This window comes from Leclercia sp. TB492 (genome assembly GCF_049974505.2).
Lineage (GTDB): Bacteria > Pseudomonadota > Gammaproteobacteria > Enterobacterales > Enterobacteriaceae > Enterobacter > Enterobacter adecarboxylatus_C.
In genome coordinates this window covers 612,775-629,508 of record NZ_CM127572.1, presented here as the reverse complement: position 1 = coordinate 629,508, position 16,734 = coordinate 612,775, and the positions used below count along the sequence as shown (strand labels likewise).

The 16,734-nt window shown below is 58.3% G+C and carries 16 protein-coding genes; 4 read left to right on the top strand and 12 right to left on the bottom strand.

Translation table 11 applies throughout. The features are described 5' to 3' along the window. Positions 1 to 3 precede the first annotated feature (3 nt). The gene (gene radA / locus ACP4QI_RS02975; protein WP_106994158.1) at positions 4 to 1,389 is read right to left on the bottom strand and encodes a DNA repair protein RadA; all 1,386 of its coding nucleotides are present in this window, start codon (positions 1,387 to 1,389) and stop codon (positions 4 to 6) included. Between the two features lie 11 nt (positions 1,390 to 1,400). Next, on the bottom strand, positions 1,401 to 2,369 hold the full coding sequence (serB, locus tag ACP4QI_RS02970; protein ID WP_142488158.1) for a phosphoserine phosphatase: 969 nt from the start codon (positions 2,367 to 2,369) through the stop codon (positions 1,401 to 1,403). 121 nt (positions 2,370 to 2,490) lie between these two features. Between serB and ACP4QI_RS02965 the strand changes: the two genes are divergently transcribed. Next, a complete protein-coding gene (locus tag ACP4QI_RS02965; protein WP_142488157.1) occupies positions 2,491 to 3,135 on the top strand; it encodes a YtjB family periplasmic protein in 645 nt (214 codons plus the stop codon). A gap of 39 nt (positions 3,136 to 3,174) precedes the next feature. After that, entirely contained in the window at positions 3,175 to 4,191 is a 1,017-nt protein-coding gene (lplA, locus tag ACP4QI_RS02960) for a lipoate--protein ligase LplA (RefSeq protein WP_426495524.1), read from the top strand. Positions 4,192 to 4,265: 74 nt separating this feature from the next. On the opposite strand, the gene deoD is transcribed toward lplA, so the two are convergent. The 4 genes from deoD to deoC all read right to left on the bottom strand — a co-directional run bounded on the left by deoD (position 4,266) and on the right by deoC (position 8,524). Continuing rightward, complete coding sequence (gene deoD / locus ACP4QI_RS02955; protein WP_010427122.1) at positions 4,266 to 4,988, bottom strand: purine-nucleoside phosphorylase; 723 nt, start codon at positions 4,986 to 4,988, stop codon at positions 4,266 to 4,268. A 103-nt stretch (positions 4,989 to 5,091) separates the two neighbouring features. Then, positions 5,092 to 6,315, bottom strand: coding sequence for a phosphopentomutase (gene deoB, locus ACP4QI_RS02950; protein ID WP_142488155.1), 1,224 nt, complete (start codon positions 6,313 to 6,315; stop codon positions 5,092 to 5,094). A gap of 51 nt (positions 6,316 to 6,366) precedes the next feature. After that, a complete protein-coding gene (deoA, locus tag ACP4QI_RS02945) occupies positions 6,367 to 7,689 on the bottom strand; it encodes a thymidine phosphorylase (protein ID WP_285127403.1) in 1,323 nt (440 codons plus the stop codon). Between the two features lie 55 nt (positions 7,690 to 7,744). Further along, a complete protein-coding gene (deoC, locus tag ACP4QI_RS02940; RefSeq protein ID WP_426495523.1) occupies positions 7,745 to 8,524 on the bottom strand; it encodes a deoxyribose-phosphate aldolase in 780 nt (259 codons plus the stop codon). 261 nt (positions 8,525 to 8,785) lie between these two features. Here deoC and ACP4QI_RS02935 point away from each other — a divergent pair, with 261 nt between their 5' ends. After that, positions 8,786 to 10,336 carry a YjjI family glycine radical enzyme gene (locus tag ACP4QI_RS02935; protein ID WP_426495522.1) on the top strand — a complete coding sequence of 517 codons (1,551 nt, stop codon included), beginning with the start codon at positions 8,786 to 8,788 and terminating at the stop codon, positions 10,334 to 10,336. Further along, a complete protein-coding gene (locus ACP4QI_RS02930) occupies positions 10,308 to 11,168 on the top strand; it encodes a YjjW family glycine radical enzyme activase (RefSeq protein ID WP_285111109.1) in 861 nt (286 codons plus the stop codon). The genes ACP4QI_RS02935 and ACP4QI_RS02930 overlap by 29 nt, the downstream gene beginning before the upstream one ends. Here the strand turns inward: ACP4QI_RS02930 and ACP4QI_RS02925 are convergent. The 6 genes from ACP4QI_RS02925 to yjjG form a co-directional block, all read right to left on the bottom strand. Further along, positions 11,163 to 11,945 (bottom strand): TatD family hydrolase, encoded by a 783-nt coding sequence (locus ACP4QI_RS02925; protein ID WP_426495521.1) that lies wholly within the window; start codon positions 11,943 to 11,945, stop codon positions 11,163 to 11,165. The two genes, ACP4QI_RS02930 and ACP4QI_RS02925, sit on opposite strands and share 6 nt — an antisense overlap. After that, positions 11,942 to 13,012 (bottom strand): patatin-like phospholipase family protein, encoded by a 1,071-nt coding sequence (locus ACP4QI_RS02920; protein WP_426495520.1) that lies wholly within the window; start codon positions 13,010 to 13,012, stop codon positions 11,942 to 11,944. Before ACP4QI_RS02920 ends, ACP4QI_RS02925 begins: the two co-directional genes overlap by 4 nt. A 149-nt stretch (positions 13,013 to 13,161) precedes the next feature. Continuing rightward, positions 13,162 to 13,323 carry a DUF1328 domain-containing protein gene (locus tag ACP4QI_RS02915; RefSeq protein ID WP_002887716.1) on the bottom strand — a complete coding sequence of 54 codons (162 nt, stop codon included), beginning with the start codon at positions 13,321 to 13,323 and terminating at the stop codon, positions 13,162 to 13,164. Positions 13,324 to 13,447: 124 nt separating this feature from the next. Next, entirely contained in the window at positions 13,448 to 14,065 is a 618-nt protein-coding gene (osmY, locus tag ACP4QI_RS02910; RefSeq protein WP_426495519.1) for a molecular chaperone OsmY, read from the bottom strand. A gap of 304 nt (positions 14,066 to 14,369) precedes the next feature. Then, entirely contained in the window at positions 14,370 to 15,959 is a 1,590-nt protein-coding gene (gene prfC / locus ACP4QI_RS02905; RefSeq protein WP_142488147.1) for a peptide chain release factor 3, read from the bottom strand. A 90-nt stretch (positions 15,960 to 16,049) separates the two neighbouring features. Further along, positions 16,050 to 16,727 carry a pyrimidine 5'-nucleotidase gene (gene yjjG / locus ACP4QI_RS02900; RefSeq protein ID WP_156262868.1) on the bottom strand — a complete coding sequence of 226 codons (678 nt, stop codon included), beginning with the start codon at positions 16,725 to 16,727 and terminating at the stop codon, positions 16,050 to 16,052. Positions 16,728 to 16,734: the final 7 nt, after the last annotated feature.

Sequence of the window (16,734 nt, the reverse complement as noted above, 5' to 3'; positions counted from 1 at the left end):
TAATTATAAGTCGTCAAAGACACTTAGCGCATCAGAGAGTTTTTTAACGGGGAAAACCGTCATCCCTTCCGGCAGCTTTTTCGGCACGTTGGCAGCCGGCACAATCGCCCGGCGGAAGCCATGTTTTGCCGCCTCGGAGATACGCTCCTGACCGCTTGGCACCGGGCGGATCTCGCCGGCCAGCCCGACTTCGCCAAACACCACCAGATCCTGCGGCAGCGGACGGTCGCGTAGGCTGGAGACCATAGCCAGCAGCAGCGCGAGGTCGGCGCTGGTTTCGGTCACTTTTACCCCCCCGACCACGTTGACGAACACATCCTGATCCGCCATCTGCAGGCCGCCGTGGCGGTGCAGCACCGCCAGCAAAATCGCCAGACGGTTTTGTTCCAGACCCACCGCCACGCGACGCGGGTTGCCCATCATTGAGTGATCGACCAGGGCCTGGATCTCCACCAGCAGCGGGCGCGTCCCTTCCCAGACCACCATCACCGAGCTGCCGGAGGTGACTTCATCGCCGCGGCTCAGGAAGATGGCCGACGGGTTGCTGACTTCACGCAGCCCCTGCTCGGTCATGGCAAACACGCCCAGCTCATTCACCGCGCCGAAGCGGTTTTTATGGCTGCGCAGGGTACGGAAACGGGTGTCGGCGTCGCCGTCCAGCATCACGGAGCAGTCGATACAGTGCTCGAGCACTTTTGGACCGGCCAGGGCGCCATCTTTGGTGACGTGACCGACCATGATGATCGCCACCCCGCGGGTTTTGGCGAAGCGCGTCAGGTAGGCCGCGGTCTCACGCACCTGGGCGACGCTGCCCGGCGAGGACTGCACGTCGGCCATGTGCATCACCTGGATGGAGTCGATCACCATCAGCTTCGGCTGCTCTTCTTCGGCAATCATGCAGATCTGCTCGATGCTGGTTTCGGAGAGCATATTCAGGTCCTGGGTCGGCAGCGCCAGGCGGTGCGCACGCATCGCCACCTGCTGCAGCGACTCTTCCCCGGTAACGTACAGGGTCTTCATCTGTGACGCGAGCTTGCACAGGGTTTGCAGCAGCAGGGTGGATTTCCCGGCCCCCGGGCTGCCGCCAATCAGAATGGCGCTCCCCGGTACCACGCCGCCGCCCAGCACCCGGTCGAACTCCTTAAATCCGGTGGAGAAGCGCGGCAGGGCTTCAAGGCTGATGTCGGAGAGCTTCTGCACTTTCGATACGCCCGCGTTACCCGCATAACCGCTAAGACGCTCGTTACGGGCAACGGTGGGTGAAGCGGCAACTCCGCGCACTTCGGTGATGGTGTTCCAGGCATGACAGGCGCTGCACTGCCCCTGCCAGCGCGGATAATCCGCACCACATTCATTACAGACAAATGCGCGTTTTGGAGCTTTCGCCACGTTTTACCTCTTTATTTCTGATTCACGCTGCCGGAGAGAATGCAGAACACCCCCATCAGGTCAGCATGACGGATAATGACTTCCGTCTTTTCATTCACGGTCGGTTTGGCATGGTAAGCAATGCCAAGCCCGGCCACTTTGATCATCGGCAGATCGTTCGCGCCGTCGCCAATCGCCACGGTCTGGGCAACCGGGATATCATATTTTTCCGCCAGACGCGTCAGGGTGCTGGCCTTGAACTGAGCATCGACAATCTGGCCGATCACGTTCCCGGTCAGCTTCCCGTCCCTGATCTCCAGTTCGTTGGCGACCACGGCATCCAGACGCAGCTTGTCGCGCAGATACTCGGCAAAGAAGGTAAACCCGCCGGAGGCGATGGCCACTTTCCAGCCCAGGGTTTCCAGCTTCAGCACCAGCTGCACCAGACCGGGCATCAGGGGCAGCTTTTCGCGCACCTGCATAAGAATATTGGCGTCGGCATCTTTCAGGGTTGCGACGCGCTGTTTCAGGCTGGCGGTGAAGTCCAGCTCGCCGCGCATGGCGCGCTCGGTCACTTCGGCCACCATCTCGCCGGTACCGGCCAGTTTGGCGATCTCGTCGATGCACTCGATCTGAATGGCGGTGGAATCCATGTCCATCACCAGCAGTCCCGGGGTTTTCAGATGCGGGATTTTACCGAGCGGGGCGACGTCCAGCCCGGCATCGTGCGCCAGACGGGTGGCGCGCTGGGTCAGGGAACCGGCCAGACGAATGACCTGATAATCTTCCACGCACCAGGCGGCGACGATCACCATCGCTGCCCCCAGCTTGCTCTGATACTGGGTTAACTGCTGTTTATCCAGGCCGCGTCCATACAGCAGCCAGCCGCTACGGCCCGCATGGTAATCCAGTGGCATTACCTCATCACCACTTAATGAGAGCGGCAATCCTGGCCATAAAGAGACATCGTTGGGCAGGTCGCACCAGGTAATGTTTGGCATTAAAGCTCCTGTAAAATCGTTCGCGCCGGGAATCATCCAGGGGGGGAAAATAACGCATGAGGCTACCTTGTAACCATCACTTCTGGCAACATTAACCCCGAAAATTTTCAGCAGGTGGAATATGGCTCGTGCAAAACTGAAATTCCGGCTTCATCGTGCCGTGATTGTCCTCTCCTGTCTGGCCCTGTTAGTGGCGCTGATGCAGGGCGCATCCTGGTTCAGCCAGAATCACCAACGCCAGCGTAACCCGCAGCTTGAAGAGCTGGCGCATACCCTGGCGCGCCAGGTGTCGCTCAACATCGCCCCGTTGATGCGTACCGAAACGCCGGATGAAAAGCGCATTGCGCAGGTGCTGCGGTTGCTGACCGACGAGAGCCGCATTCTCGATGCCAGCGTCTATGACAATGAAGGCGAGCTGATCGCCCGGGCAGGCGAGCATGTCGAGGTGCGCGACAGGCTGGCGCTGGACGGTAAAAAAGCCGGCGGCTACTTTAATCAGCAGCTGGTGGAGCCGATTCAGGGCAAAAACGGCCCGCTCGGCTACCTGCGTCTGACCCTCGACACCCATACCCTGGCCACCGAGGCAAAACAGGTGGATAACACCACCAACATCCTGCGCCTGATGCTGCTGCTGTCGCTGGCGATTGGCGTGGTGCTGACCCGCACGCTATTGCAGGGCAAACGCACCCGCTGGCAGCAGTCGCCGTTCCTGCTTACCGCCAGCAAGTCGGTGCCCGAAGAGGAAGAGAGCGACAAGAAGGAATAGTGTTAAAGTAGCCAGACGAATCAGAAAAGGAACTTTGCCATGACGACGTTACGCCTGCTTATCTCTGACTCTTACGATCCCTGGTTTAACCTTGCGGTGGAAGAGTGCATCTTTCGCCAGATGCCCGCCACGCAGCGGGTGCTGTTCCTGTGGCGCAACGCCGATACGGTGGTCATTGGCCGGGCGCAAAACCCGTGGAAAGAGTGCAACACGCGACGCATGGAAGAGGACAACGTGCGCCTGGCGCGTCGCAGCAGCGGCGGCGGCGCGGTGTTCCACGACCTCGGCAATACCTGCTTTACCTTTATGGCGGGGAAGCCGGAGTACGACAAAACCATCTCCACCAACATCGTGCTTAGCGCACTACAGGCGCTGGGGGCGACGGCGGAAGCGTCCGGGCGCAATGACCTGGTGGTGAAAACCCCAGAAGGTGACCGGAAGGTCTCCGGATCGGCCTATCGCGAAACCCTGGACCGCGGTTTCCACCACGGCACCCTGCTGCTGAATGCCGATCTCAGCCGCCTGGCAAACTACCTCAATCCCGACCAGAAAAAGCTGCAGGCCAAAGGTATCACTTCCGTGCGCGGCCGGGTGGCGAATCTGGTGGATCTGCTGCCGGGCGTGACTCACGACCAGATCTGCGACGCGATCCGCGAGGCATTTTTCGCCCACTATGGCGAACGCGTGGAAGCGGAAGTGATCTCCCCGGACAAGACGCCGGATCTGCCAAACTTCGCTGAGACCTTTGCCCGCCAGAGCAGCTGGGAGTGGAACTTCGGCCAGGCCCCTGCCTTCTCGCACCTGCTGGATGAGCGTTTCACCTGGGGCGGCGTGGAGCTGCACTTCGACGTCGAGAAGGGTCACATCACCCGCACGCAGGTCTTTACCGACAGCCTGAACCCGGCCCCGTTAGAAGCCCTTGCGGCCCGTCTGCAGGGCTGTTTGTACCGGGCGGATATGCTGCAGCAGGCGTGCGATGCGTTGATCGGCGATTTCCCGGAGCAGGAGATGGAGTTGCGGGAGCTGTCGGCCTGGATTGCGCGGGCGGTGCGATAATAAAAAAGCCCGCTGACGCGGGCCTGTAAACCGTTGGCCGGGTAAGGCGAAGCCGCCACCCGGCACAACAGCTCTTACTCTTTATCGCCCAGCAGAACGGATTCCAGCGCGATTTTGATCATGTCGTTGAAGGTGGTCTGACGCTCAGCGGCAGTGGTCTGCTCGTGAGTACGGATATGGTCAGACACGGTGCAGATGGTCAGGGCTTTCGCACCGAACTCAGCCGCCACACCGTAGATGCCTGCCGCTTCCATTTCCACGCCCAGGATGCCGTATTTCTCCATCACGTCGAACATCTCGCCGCCGTCCGGCGCGTAGAACAGGTCCGCAGAGAAGATGTTACCCACGCGTGCTTCAACGCCCAGCGCTTTGGCAGCGTCAACCGCGTCACGCACCATGCCGAAGTCTGCAATCGCCGCGAAGTCATGATCTTTGAAACGCATGCGGTTAACTTTGGAATCGGTGCAGGCACCCATGCCGATAACGATGTCACGCAGCTTAACGTCCATACGCACGGCGCCACAGGAGCCCACGCGGATGATTTTCTTCACGCCGAAATCGGTGATCAGCTCTTTGGTGTAGATGGAGCAGGATGGGATACCCATACCGTGGCCCATTACGGAGATTTTGCGGCCTTTGTAAGTCCCGGTGAAGCCCAGCATGCCGCGCACGTTGTTCACTTCACGCACGTCTTCGAGGAAGGTTTCTGCAATGTGCTTCGCGCGCAGCGGGTCGCCAGGCATCAATACGACGTCAGCGAAATCACCCATCTCTGCATTAATGTGAGGAGTTGCCATCTTCAGTTCCTTTTACATTGTTGTTTTTGCCGGGTGGCGGCTACGCCTTACCCGGCCTACAAAACCGTAGGCCCGGTAAGCGAAGCGCCACCGGGCAATGACATCAGAACATGGCCTTGCCATATTCCATGTCGGACGTACCAAAGTATTTCGCGATGGTCTGGCCGATGTCCGCGAAGGTTTCACGGTGGCCCAGCGAGCCTGGTTTCACTTTCGGACCGTACACGAGCACCGGAATGTGCTCACGGGTGTGGTCAGTACCGGTCCAGGTCGGATCGCAGCCGTGGTCCGCGGTCAGGATCAGAATGTCATCTTCCCCTACCAGCTCCATCAGCTCCGGCAGACGGCGGTCGAACAGCTCCAGACCCGCAGCATAGCCTGCAACGTCGCGACGGTGGCCCCAGGAGGAGTCGAAGTCCACGAAGTTGGTGAAGACGATAGTCTTGTCGCCCGCTTCCTTCATCTCTTTCACGGTAGCGTCGAACAGCGCATCCAGACCGGTGGCTTTCACTTTTTTGGTGATACCGCAATTGGCGTAGATATCCGCGATTTTACCCACGGAAACCACCTGACCCTCTTTCTCATCAACCAGTTTCTGCAGCACGGTCGGTGCGGGTGGCTCAACGGCCAGGTCGTGACGGTTGCCGGTACGCTGGAAGTTACCCGCTTTGTCGCCCACAAACGGACGCGCGATGACGCGACCAATGTTGTAGCCGCCTTCGGTCAGCTCTTCACGGGCGATTTCGCACAGCTCGTACAGGCGATCCAGGCCAAAGGTCTCTTCGTGACAGGCAATCTGGAATACCGAGTCCGCCGAGGTGTAGAAGATCGGTTTGCCGGTTTTCATATGCTCTTCGCCGAGCTGGTCCAGGATCACGGTACCGGAAGAGTGACAGTTGCCGAGGTAGCCTGGCAGGTTGCCACGCTCAACCAGCTTATCCAGCAGCTCCTGCGGGAAGCTGTTTTCGTGGTCAGAGAAATAGCCCCAGTCGAACAGAACCGGTACACCGGCGATTTCCCAGTGCCCTGACGGGGTGTCTTTCCCGGAAGAGAGCTCGTGCGCCCAGGCGTATGCGCCCACCACTTCCGCGTTGCCATCCATACCCGCGGCAACCTTGCCGGTGGAGCCTTCGTGGGCTTTCACCAGGCCCAGACGGGTCAGGTTTGGCAGATTCAGCGGGCCTTGACGGCCGTTGTTCGCTTCGCCTTTTGCACAGGCTTCTGCGATGTGACCCATGGTGTCTGCACCCGTGTCACCAAAGCGATCTGCGTCTTCTGTAGCGCCGATGCCGAATGAGTCCAGCACCATAATAAATGCACGTTTCATATGTTCTCCGTACTCAGTGCTTCATAAAAAAGCGATCAGATCAGTATACCGCTATTCGGTAATGCGACGATAGACGGTCGGTGTGCTTTCTGGCGCTTTATCTGCCAGGGTGATGGCCGCTTTCACGGCTTTCGCCGCATCCTGCCAGCTGTTTTCATCTTTCGCGTGGATCACCGCCAGCGGACGTTGACCGTCAACGCTGTCGCCCAGACGGGCCATCTCGGTGAAGCCGACACTGTAATCAATGGTGTCGGAGGCCTGACGACGACCGCCGCCCATCGAAACGACCGCCATACCCAGCGCGCGGGTGTCCATCGCCGAGACAAAGCCTTCGGTGTCCGCGTACACCGCTTTGCTGAGCATCGCGGTCGGCAGGTATTTGGCGTAGTTTTCCACGAAGTCGGTTGGGCCTTTCTGCGCGGCGACCATCCGGCCAAAGATATCGGCCGCTTTGCCGTTATCCAGCACCGCCTGCAGTTTGGCGCGTGCTTCGGCGTCATCTTTCGCCAGGTTGCCTGAGATCAGCATCTCGACGCACAGCGCCATGGTCACGTCGAACAGACGCGGGTTACGGTATTCGCCGGTCAGGAACTGCACCGCTTCGCGCACTTCGACGGCGTTACCGGCGCTGGAGGCCAGCACCTGGTTCATGTCGGTGAGCAGCGCGGTGGTGCGCACGCCTGCACCGTTGGAGACGCCAACGATCGCTTCGGCCAGTGCGGCAGAGAGTTCATAGGTCGGCATAAAGGCGCCGCTGCCCACTTTCACGTCCATTACCAGCGCATCCAGCCCTTCAGCCAGCTTCTTAGCGAGGATAGAGGCGGTGATCAGCGGGATGGAGTCGACGGTCGCGGTAATGTCACGCGTGGCGTAAAAACGCTTATCCGCCGGGGCGAGGGAGCTGGTCTGGCCGATAATTGCCACACCAACGTCCTTAATAATTTCGCGGAAGCGATTGTCATCCGGGAAGATATCGAAGCCCGGAATGGCTTCCAGTTTGTCGAGCGTGCCGCCGGTATGGCCAAGGCCGCGCCCGGAGATCATCGGAATATAGCCGCCGCAGGCAGCGACCATTGGCCCCAGCATCAGCGAGGTGACATCCCCCACGCCGCCGGTGGAGTGTTTATCCACGATTGGGCCATTGAGGTTAAGGCTCTTCCAGTCCAGAACGGTTCCTGAATCCCGCATCGCCATGGTCAGCGACACGCGCTCCGGCATCGCCATATCGTGGAAGAAAATGGTCATCGCCAGGGCCGCAATCTGCCCTTCAGAGATGGTATTGTCGCGAATGCCGTTGATAAAGAAACGGATCTCTTCGTCGCTTAAAGCATGACCATCACGTTTTTTACGAATAATTTCTTGTGCGAGAAACACGGTAACCTCCCGAAAGTAGGCCGGGTGGGCGTCGCGCCACCCGGCAATTCAAATCTTAGTAGCTGCTTGCGCTCTTACCGTCGCCGTGACCCAGCGCTTTCAGCAGGCTAGCCAGCAGGCTGGAGGCACCAAAGCGGTAGTGACGGGAGTCAGCCCAGTCGGCACCGAATAGCTCGTCGGCAATCGCCAGGAACTGCTGCGCATCTTCAGCGGTACGCACGCCGCCCGCCGGTTTGAAACCTACGGTTTTTTCCACGCCCATATCGCGGATCACTTCCATCATGATGCGTGCGCTTTCCGGGGTGGCGTTGACCGGCACTTTACCGGTAGAGGTTTTGATAAAATCAGCACCCGCTTTGATGGAGATTTCAGACGCTTTACGAATCAGCGCTTCTTCTTTCAGCTCGCCGGTTTCGATGATCACTTTCAGCAGCACATTTGCCGCAGCGCAAGCCTCTTTACAGGCTTTCACCAGATCGAAGCCTACCTGCTCGTTGCCCTCGATCAGCGCGCGGTACGGGAAGACCACGTCCACTTCGTCAGCACCGTAAGCGATAGCGGCGCGGGTCTCTGCCAGCGCGATCTCGATATCGTCGTTACCGTGCGGGAAGTTAGTGACGGTCGCGATGCGCACGTCCGGTGTCCCCTGCTCTTTCAGGGTCTTACGCGCGATCGGAATGAAGCGCGGGTAGATACAGACAGCGGCGGTGTTACCCACTGCGGTTTTCGCCTGATGACACAGGGCGATCACTTTCTCGTTGGTGTCGTCGTCATTCAGGGTGGTCAGATCCATCAGTTTCAGGGCGCGCAGGCTGCTTGCGGTTAAATCGGTCATAACATTCTCCCGGCGTATAGCCGTAAAATTTTACCTTGCGGGTCTGTGAGTATTCTAACATCCACCCGCATTCTCACTTCGACATTCATCACAGTTAATGAAATATGCGTACAAATTTGCATAACCATAATGAGATCAACTTCAAATAATTTCGCTACAACTGCTGATTAAAGCGTCAGGCACACGCGCAGGATCAAAGGCGGCCGACGGGACTCTTTCTACAATCCTTCCCCATCACTGCAGACGAATAAGGAAGCGACCATGTCCCCATCCAGCCCCGATGCCCTGCAACAACGTTGCCAGAAAATTGTGACAAGCCCGTTGTTAAGCCCCGAACAAAAACGCCACTTTCTGGCGCTGGAGGCGGAAAACAACCTGCCTTATCCGACGCTTCCCCCTGAAGCGCGTCAGGCGCTGGAGGCGGGATTTATCTGCGATATGTTTGAGGGCCACGCACCGTACAAGCCGCGCTATGTGTTACCCGACTATGCGCTGTTCCTGAAACAGGGCTCGGAGTGGCTGGAGCTGGAAGGGGCGCAGGATCTGGACGATGCCCTGTCGCTATTAACCATCCTCTACCACCATGTTCCGTCCGTGACCGGCATGCCGGTATTCCTCGGCCATCTCGATTCGCTGTTGCAGCCGTATGTTAGAATTCTAACACAAGAAGAAATCGATATTCGAATAAAACGTTTCTGGCGCTATCTCGACCGCACCTTGCCGGATGCCTTCGTGCATGCCAATATTGGCCCGGCCGACGGCCCGGTGACGCGCGCCATTTTGCGCGCCGATGCAGAGCTTAAGCAGGTTTCCCCCAATCTGACCTTTATTTATGACCCGGCGATCACCCCGGACGATCTGCTGCTGGAGGTAGTCAGCAACATCTGCGAATGCAGCAAGCCCCATATCGCCAACGGGCCGATAAATGATAAAATTTTCACAAAAAATGGCTTTGGCTTGGTCAGCTGTTACAACGCCCTGCCGCTGGCGGGCGGAGGCAGCACTCTGGTGCGCCTCAACCTGAAAGCCATTGCCGAACAGAGCGATACCCTGGAGGATTTCTTCACCCGCACGCTACCGCACTACTGCCAGCAGCAGATCGCCATCATCAATGCCCGCTGTGACGTCCTGTACCAACAATCCGGCTTCTTTGAGAATAGCTTCCTGGTTAAGGAAGGGTTGATCGATCCCGACCGTTTCGTGCCGATGTTTGGCATGTATGGCCTGGCCGAGGCGGTGAACGTGCTGTGCGAAAAAGCCGGGATGAAGGGGCGCTACGGCAAGGACGACCGGGCCAACGCGCTGGGGTACCGCATCAGCGAGCAGCTGGCGGCCTTTGTGGAAAATACCCCGGTAAGACATGGCTGGAAGCAGCGCGCCCTGCTGCATGCCCAGTCGGGGATCAGCTCTGACGTCGGCACCACGCCCGGGGCGCGCCTACCCTATGGCGAGGAGCCCGACCCCATCAGCCATTTGCTGGCGGTGGCGCCGCACCATCGGCACTATCACGCCGGGATCAGCGACATCCTGACCCTGGACGAAACCATCAAGCGCAATCCGCAGGCGGTGGTGGAGCTCTGCCTGGGCGCCTTCCGCGCCGGGATGCGCGAGTTCAGCGCCAATATCTCGGGTAACGATCTGGTGCGCGTCACCGGCTATATGGTGCGTCTCTCCGATCTGGAGAAATACCGCGCCGAAGGTTCACGCACCAACACCACCTGGCTGGGTGAAGAGGCCGCCCGCAACACCCGTATCCTGGAGCGCCAGCCGCGCGTGATAAGCCATGAACAACAGATGCGCTTTAGTCAGTAAGGTTATCCCGTTCTCCTGCGTCGACGGGCCCGGCAGTCGCCTGGCCCTGTTTCTGCAGGGCTGTAACCTGCGCTGCAAAACCTGCCACAATCCGTGGACGATAGGACGATGCAACGACTGCGCCGCCTGCGTGCCGCACTGCCCGCATGACGCGCTGAACATTCAGGCCGGACGGGTCTGGTGGGATGACGCGCATTGCCAGCAGTGCGACACCTGCCTGCAGATGTGCCCGCAGCAGGCGACGCCCATGGCGCTGCGTTTAAGCGTGGAGGAGGTGATGGAGCAGGTCCGCAAGGTGTCGCCCTTTATCTCCGGCATCACCGTCAGCGGCGGGGAAGCCACCACCCAGCTGCCGTTTCTGGTGGCGCTGTTTACTGCCCTGAAAGCCGATCCGCAGCTACAGCATTTGTCCTGTCTGGTAGACAGCAACGGCCTGTTAAGCGAAACCGGCTGGCAAAAACTGCTCCCGGTATTTGACGGGGCGATGCTGGATCTCAAGGCCTGGGACAATGAACATCACCGCTATCTGACCGGGCGCGACAACACCGTCATCAAGCACAGCATCCGCTGGCTGGCCGCCCACAACCGGCTTAGCGAGCTGCGTCTACTGGCGATCCCGGAGCACAGCGATTATCTGACGCACCGCCGGGAACTGGTCGCTTTTATCCGCCGGTTAGGGGACGTGCCCGTCCGGATCAACGCCTTTCATGCGCACGGCGTCTATGGCGAAGCCCGGCACTGGCGGAGCGCCACGGCAGAGGATGTCGAACCGCTGGCCGGGGTGCTTGAGCGGGAGCGGATCAGGGTGATCCGCCCGGCGCTCTACTTATAACGGCAGATCGAACAGCGTGCGGGTGTTGTTCAACAACGCCTCCGCGATCTCATCCGCGGGCTCGTCACGCAGTTCACACAAGGTGGCAAACACCCGCGCCGCCTGTTCAGGACGGTTAGGCTGGCCCTGAAAACCGTTGAGGGGCATGTCGGGGGCATCCGTTTCAAGCAGCAGGGCGGAAAGCGGTAATTGCGCCATCACATCCCGGGTTTTACTGGCCCGGGGATAGGTGATGGTGCCGCCAACGCCAATTTTATACCCCATCTCCACGAAGCGCTGCGCCTGCTGCAGGCTGCCGGCAAAGCCGTGTACCACCCCGGTGCGCGGCAGATCCTGGCGCTTAAGGTGCATCGCCAGTTTGTCATGGGTGCGTCGGGAATGGAGGATCACCGGCAGATCGTAGCGTTTCGCCAGCTTCAGCTGCGCGTCGAGGATCGCCTCCTGACGTTCGAAGTGGGGATCCTCCCGATAAAGATCGAGGCCGATCTCCCCTACCGCCACCAGCCTCTCCGGTCGCGCCGCCAGTATCGCTTCCAGCTGGCCAAGATGCTCGTCGCGATGAGATTCGATCACAATCGGATGCAGGCCCAGCGCCATATAGAGCGCAGGAAAGCGCGCACCGAGACGCAGAACGCGATCGATGCTCGCCACATCAATGGCCGGCACCACAATCGCCGTTATCCCCGCGTCGGCGGCACGCTGAATGCTGGCGGGTTCATCGTCGGTAAAAGGAGGAAAATCAAAGTGGCAATGGGTATCGATAAAGCGGTAAGTCACGCCAGATCCTCGTTATCAAACAGGGTGTCATTGGCCTCAGGCGCAATCACCAGCGGCGTAGTGACCACGTCGTTGGCCACGCTCGCCGGGGGAACCACCAGCGGGGCGGGAGTGATGAGCTGCTGATGGCGGCGCAGCGGCGGGCGTTCAGCCAGCAGCTTGCCCACCGTGGCCAGGAAATAGCGCCCGCACAGGCGCCCGGTTTTGTAGTCGTCCCGCAGGGCGGGTATGCGGCTGCCCAGCGCCATGCTGTTGAGCGGGCGTGGGGGATAAATTTCAAAGATCCTGAGCTTGCCCGGCGGCTTCTCGATAAAGCGCTGGATGGTGTGGTAGCTGGCCTCATGGTGTGCAACCAGGTTCAGCATCGGTTGCAGGCTGCTGTCGCCCAGCCAGCGCTCCATCCGCTTGAACCACTGCGGCGTATAGTACATTTGCGATGGCACGGTGCGGATCACCACGATGGTCTGGGCCCCGCGTCGGGCCGCCTCCTGCACCGGGATCGCGTCGCTCACCCCGCCGTCCAGATAGGCGATGCCGTCCAGCGCCGCGCCGGTGCGGTAGAAACCGGGGATGGCGCTGGAGGCGCGAAGGATGTCCAGCCAGTTCTCTTTTTGTGGGGAGAAATAGCTGGCCGAGTAATCGTCGCCGCGACAGGCGCACATCCAGAGAGCTTTTCCGGTATCGAACAGGCGCGAGGCGGTGTCCATCGCCAGCGGCATTTGACTGGCGGTAGCATCCAGCAGCCAGTCGAGATCGATAAGATTCCCGCCGCGCACAAAGCGCAGCGGATCGAAGAAATCGCGGGAAGTGGTGTAGCGCATGATCACTTTGCGGGCGTAACCCGGCTGATTGCAGACGTAGGCCGAGAGATTCTGCGCCCCGGCGGAGGTGCCGAAATAGAGGTCGAATGGATTAAACTGCGCGCGCATAAATTCGTCCAGCACGCCAGCCGTGAAGATCCCTCGCTGTCCGCCGCCCTCACACACCAGGGCAATCTGGCCTGGTCGAAAAGGTTTAAGCGCCAGCGGCGCAATGTTGCCGAGCGTTACCGGAATTCGCTGCCCCACCTCTGCTTTCCTGTTTTTTTATTTGTTCTGTCCCTACACAGTAGCGTACACCCGGTGTTTTACTCAAATCGGATGCGGGCAAACGTCAGCCATAAAAAAAGGCTCATGCTGTGCATGAGCCTTTTTCGTCAACGTACCCATAACCTGAGCTATGGACGACGGCGTCCGGTGAACAGGCTAACCAGGAACAGGATAATACCGACGACGAAGACAATTTTCGCCGCGCCCGCCGCTGTACCTGCCAGACCACCAAAACCCAGAGCGGCGGCAATTAACGCGATAACCAGAAAAATAATGCCCCAACGAAACATAAGACTCTCCTTAACCATAGTTAATGTCGACCGCATGGTGAGCGCTCAGGTTGCTCACGGCGATATCTAAGGTGTAATTCTTATCTCGCCTTCTGGCCTCAGCCAGAAGGACGATTGTCGTGTTTTATTTAACTTTCAGATCGTTTTTAACGCTTTTCACGCCATCAATGGCTTTTGCGATGCTCTCGGCACGGTCACTTTGTGCCCTGGAATCCACCGTACCGCTCAGCTGAACCACACCGTCGGTGGTTTCAACCTTCACTTTACGTGATGGCACGATGTCATCAGCTAACAGTTTAGCTTTGATTTCGCTGGTGGTTGCAGTATCGCCGGCATAGCCTTTGGCGGACTGCTCTTTGCCGTCACGCACGTGCAGTTTGTCGCTGACGGAGGTCACACCCTCTACCTTTTTCGCCACGGCAACGGCTTTTTCAGCCTGCGCCTGGCTTTCGACAAAGCCACTCAGCGTGACCACGTTTTTCTCGGTTTCTACGGAAATATCGGTGCTCTTGATATCATCAGCGTCTACCAGTGCAGCTTTTACTTTTGCTGTGATAGAGCTGTCGTCCATGAAGTTACCGACTTTATTCATAGAGTTATCGATTTTTTCCCCTGCGGTGTTCGCTGCGGATTGCGCTTTATCCGTGGTCGTGGTTTCCGCCATTGCAGAACCGCATACCAGAGCGCTACCCATCATCACCGCCAGCAGAGTTTTCGAAATCGTCAGTTTTTTAGTATTCATCGATGTATTCCTGTGGTTTGCTCCGAATTCGAGCGTCAAACATCACGTGTAAGTAGTCTTTCATACTACCAATCAACACTCGGGCGAGATGAGAACCTTATCAACACGCATTGAGTGGAGCTTTCATCTGCGCCCGGTGTTAAACACTGAGTTAAATATAGATCACTCTCGGCGCGCTGCTTTCAGAATTGGCTAAAAAATGACCAACAAGTAACAAAAGATGATGAATTAAGAACATTCCGCAAGGGATTAAAAAGGCAGGGATTTAAGCAGAGCACGGCGGCTGCCGTGCTCTGAGAAGGGATTAGTGCTCGCGGGTTTTACGGAACTGAACGTCCGGGTAACGATCGTGTGCCAGGTTCAGGTTAACCATGGTTGGGGCGATATAGGTGAGGTTATCACCGCCATCCAGCGCCAGTTGGATCTCGTTCTTGCGCTTAAATTCTTCGAATTTCTTCACGTCAGAACACTCAACCCAGCGCGCCGTCGCCACGTTGACCGATTCGTAAATCGCTTCAACGTTGTATTCGCTCTTCAGGCGGGCTACGACCACGTCGAACTGCAGCACCCCAACGGCGCCGACAATCAGATCGTTATTGGAAATTGGACGGAACACCTGCACCGCACCCTCTTCCGACAGCTGAACCAGCCCTTTCAGCAGCTGTTTCTGCTTCAGCGGATCCCGCAGACGGATACGACGGAACAGTTCCGGCGCGAAGTTCGGAATACCGGTGAACTTCATCATCTCGCCCTGGGTGAAGGTGTCACCAATCTGGATGGTACCGTGGTTATGCAGACCAATGATGTCGCCCGGGTAGGCCTCTTCCACATGGGAACGGTCGCCGGCCATAAAGGTCAGCGCATCGGAGATCACCACGTCTTTACCGGTACGCACCTGGCGCAGCTTCATGCCCTTTTCGTACTTACCGGACACCACGCGCATAAAGGCCACGCGGTCACGGTGTTTCGGGTCCATGTTGGCCTGGATCTTAAACACGAAGCCGGTGAACTTCTCTTCGCTGGCGACCACTTCACGGGTGTCGGTGTTACGCGGCATCGGCTGCGGCGCCCACTCCACCAGACCGTCCAGCATATGGTCGACGCCGAAGTTACCCAGCGCGGTACCGAAGAAGACCGGGGTGATTTCACCCGCGAGGAACAGATCCTGGTCAAACTCGTGAGATGCGCCTTTTACCAGCTCCAGCTCGTCACGCAGCTGCTCTGCCAGCTCATCGCCGACCGCCGCGTTCAGCTCCGGGTTATCCAGCCCTTTAACGACGCGTACTTCCTGGATGGTGTGACCTTTACCGGTCTGATACAGGTAGGTTTCGTCTTTATAGAGGTGGTAGACGCCTTTAAACAGCTTGCCGCAGCCGATTGGCCAGGTGATCGGGGCACAGGCAATCTTCAGCTCGCGCTCCACTTCGTCCATCACCTCCATCGGATCGCGGATGTCGCGGTCGAGTTTGTTCATAAAGGTGAGGATCGGCGTATCGCGCAGACGGGTCACTTCCATCAGCTTGCGGGTACGATCTTCAACGCCTTTTGCGGCATCGATAACCATCAGACAGCAGTCCACCGCCGTCAGGGTACGGTAGGTATCTTCGGAGAAGTCTTCGTGCCCCGGGGTATCGAGCAGGTTCACCAGGCAGTCGTGATACGGGAACTGCATCACGGAGGTGGTGATTGAGATACCACGCTGCTTTTCCATCTCCATCCAGTCAGATTTTGCATGCTGGCTGGAGCCACGGCCTTTTACCGTACCGGCGGTCTGGATCGCCTGTCCGAACAGCAGCACCTTTTCGGTGATGGTGGTTTTACCGGCATCCGGGTGAGAGATAATGGCAAAAGTACGGCGCTTCGCCACCTCTTGCAGATAAGGAGACAACGTCATAATAGAATCTTCTATAAAAAGCGCGGCAGCAGGCCACGCATCATGAATACGAAAATGCGGCTATTTTACCCATCAATGGGGGGCAGGCAATCAATGTTTACACAGGAGTTGCTCCAGTTCGCTCAGGGAGGCCACGGTCCAGGTCGGTTTGATTCCCTCCGGCAGGGGGCGGTTGTGCGCATTCAGCCAGCAGGTAGACAGCCCGGCATTCATCCCGCCAAGGATATCGGACTCTGCCGTATCGCCCACCATCAGGACTTTTGATCGGTCAGGATTGCCCGCCTGGGCCAGCGCATAATCAAAGATTTTCGCTGCCGGTTTGGCCACGCCTACCTGTTCGGAGATCACTAATAAATCAAAATAGTCACGAAAACCGGTGCGTTCCAGGCGGATCTGCTGCAGCGCGGTAAAGCCGTTGGTGATGATCCCGAGCTTCGCCTTTCCTTTAAGGGAGGCAAGCAGCGACGCGGCGCCCGGCAGCGGGGCGCAGATTTCAGCCATCGCGTTAAGGAAAGCATGGTTCAAATCGCCAGGCGGAACGTTAAGGCGCTCGGACCAGCCCTGAAAACGTTGATGCTGCAGCTGTAACGCGGTGATCGCCCCGTTCTGGTAATCCACCCACAGCGGTTTGTTCACCATCTGGTAATCCTGGAAATCTTCAGCGGTAAAGGTCACGCTGTAGTCGAGAAACATCCGCTGTAAGCCGCCAAACGCATCGAAGGTAAACAGCGTTTCGTCAGCATCAAAGAAAATCCAGTCCCAGTTCATCGTTACA

Bases quoted from the DNA above. Each gene is read 5' to 3' on its own strand.
- ACP4QI_RS02930 (WP_285111109.1), top strand. From the start codon at position 10,308: ATGAACAACAGATGCGCTTTAGTCAGTAAGGTTATCCCGTTCTCCTGC.
- osmY (WP_426495519.1), bottom strand. From the start codon at position 14,065: ATGAATACTAAAAAACTGACGATTTCGAAAACTCTGCTGGCGGTGATG.
- deoC (WP_426495523.1), bottom strand. From the start codon at position 8,524: ATGACCGATTTAACCGCAAGCAGCCTGCGCGCCCTGAAACTGATGGAT.
- deoB (WP_142488155.1), bottom strand. From the start codon at position 6,315: ATGAAACGTGCATTTATTATGGTGCTGGACTCATTCGGCATCGGCGCT.
- lplA (WP_426495524.1), top strand. From the start codon at position 3,175: ATGACGACGTTACGCCTGCTTATCTCTGACTCTTACGATCCCTGGTTT.
- ACP4QI_RS02935 (WP_426495522.1), top strand. From the start codon at position 8,786: ATGTCCCCATCCAGCCCCGATGCCCTGCAACAACGTTGCCAGAAAATT.
- serB (WP_142488158.1), bottom strand. From the start codon at position 2,369: ATGCCAAACATTACCTGGTGCGACCTGCCCAACGATGTCTCTTTATGG.
- yjjG (WP_156262868.1), bottom strand. From the start codon at position 16,727: ATGAACTGGGACTGGATTTTCTTTGATGCTGACGAAACGCTGTTTACC.
- prfC (WP_142488147.1), bottom strand. From the start codon at position 15,959: ATGACGTTGTCTCCTTATCTGCAAGAGGTGGCGAAGCGCCGTACTTTT.
- ACP4QI_RS02965 (WP_142488157.1), top strand. From the start codon at position 2,491: ATGGCTCGTGCAAAACTGAAATTCCGGCTTCATCGTGCCGTGATTGTC.
- deoD (WP_010427122.1), bottom strand. From the start codon at position 4,988: ATGGCAACTCCTCACATTAATGCAGAGATGGGTGATTTCGCTGACGTC.
- ACP4QI_RS02915 (WP_002887716.1), bottom strand. From the start codon at position 13,323: ATGTTTCGTTGGGGCATTATTTTTCTGGTTATCGCGTTAATTGCCGCC.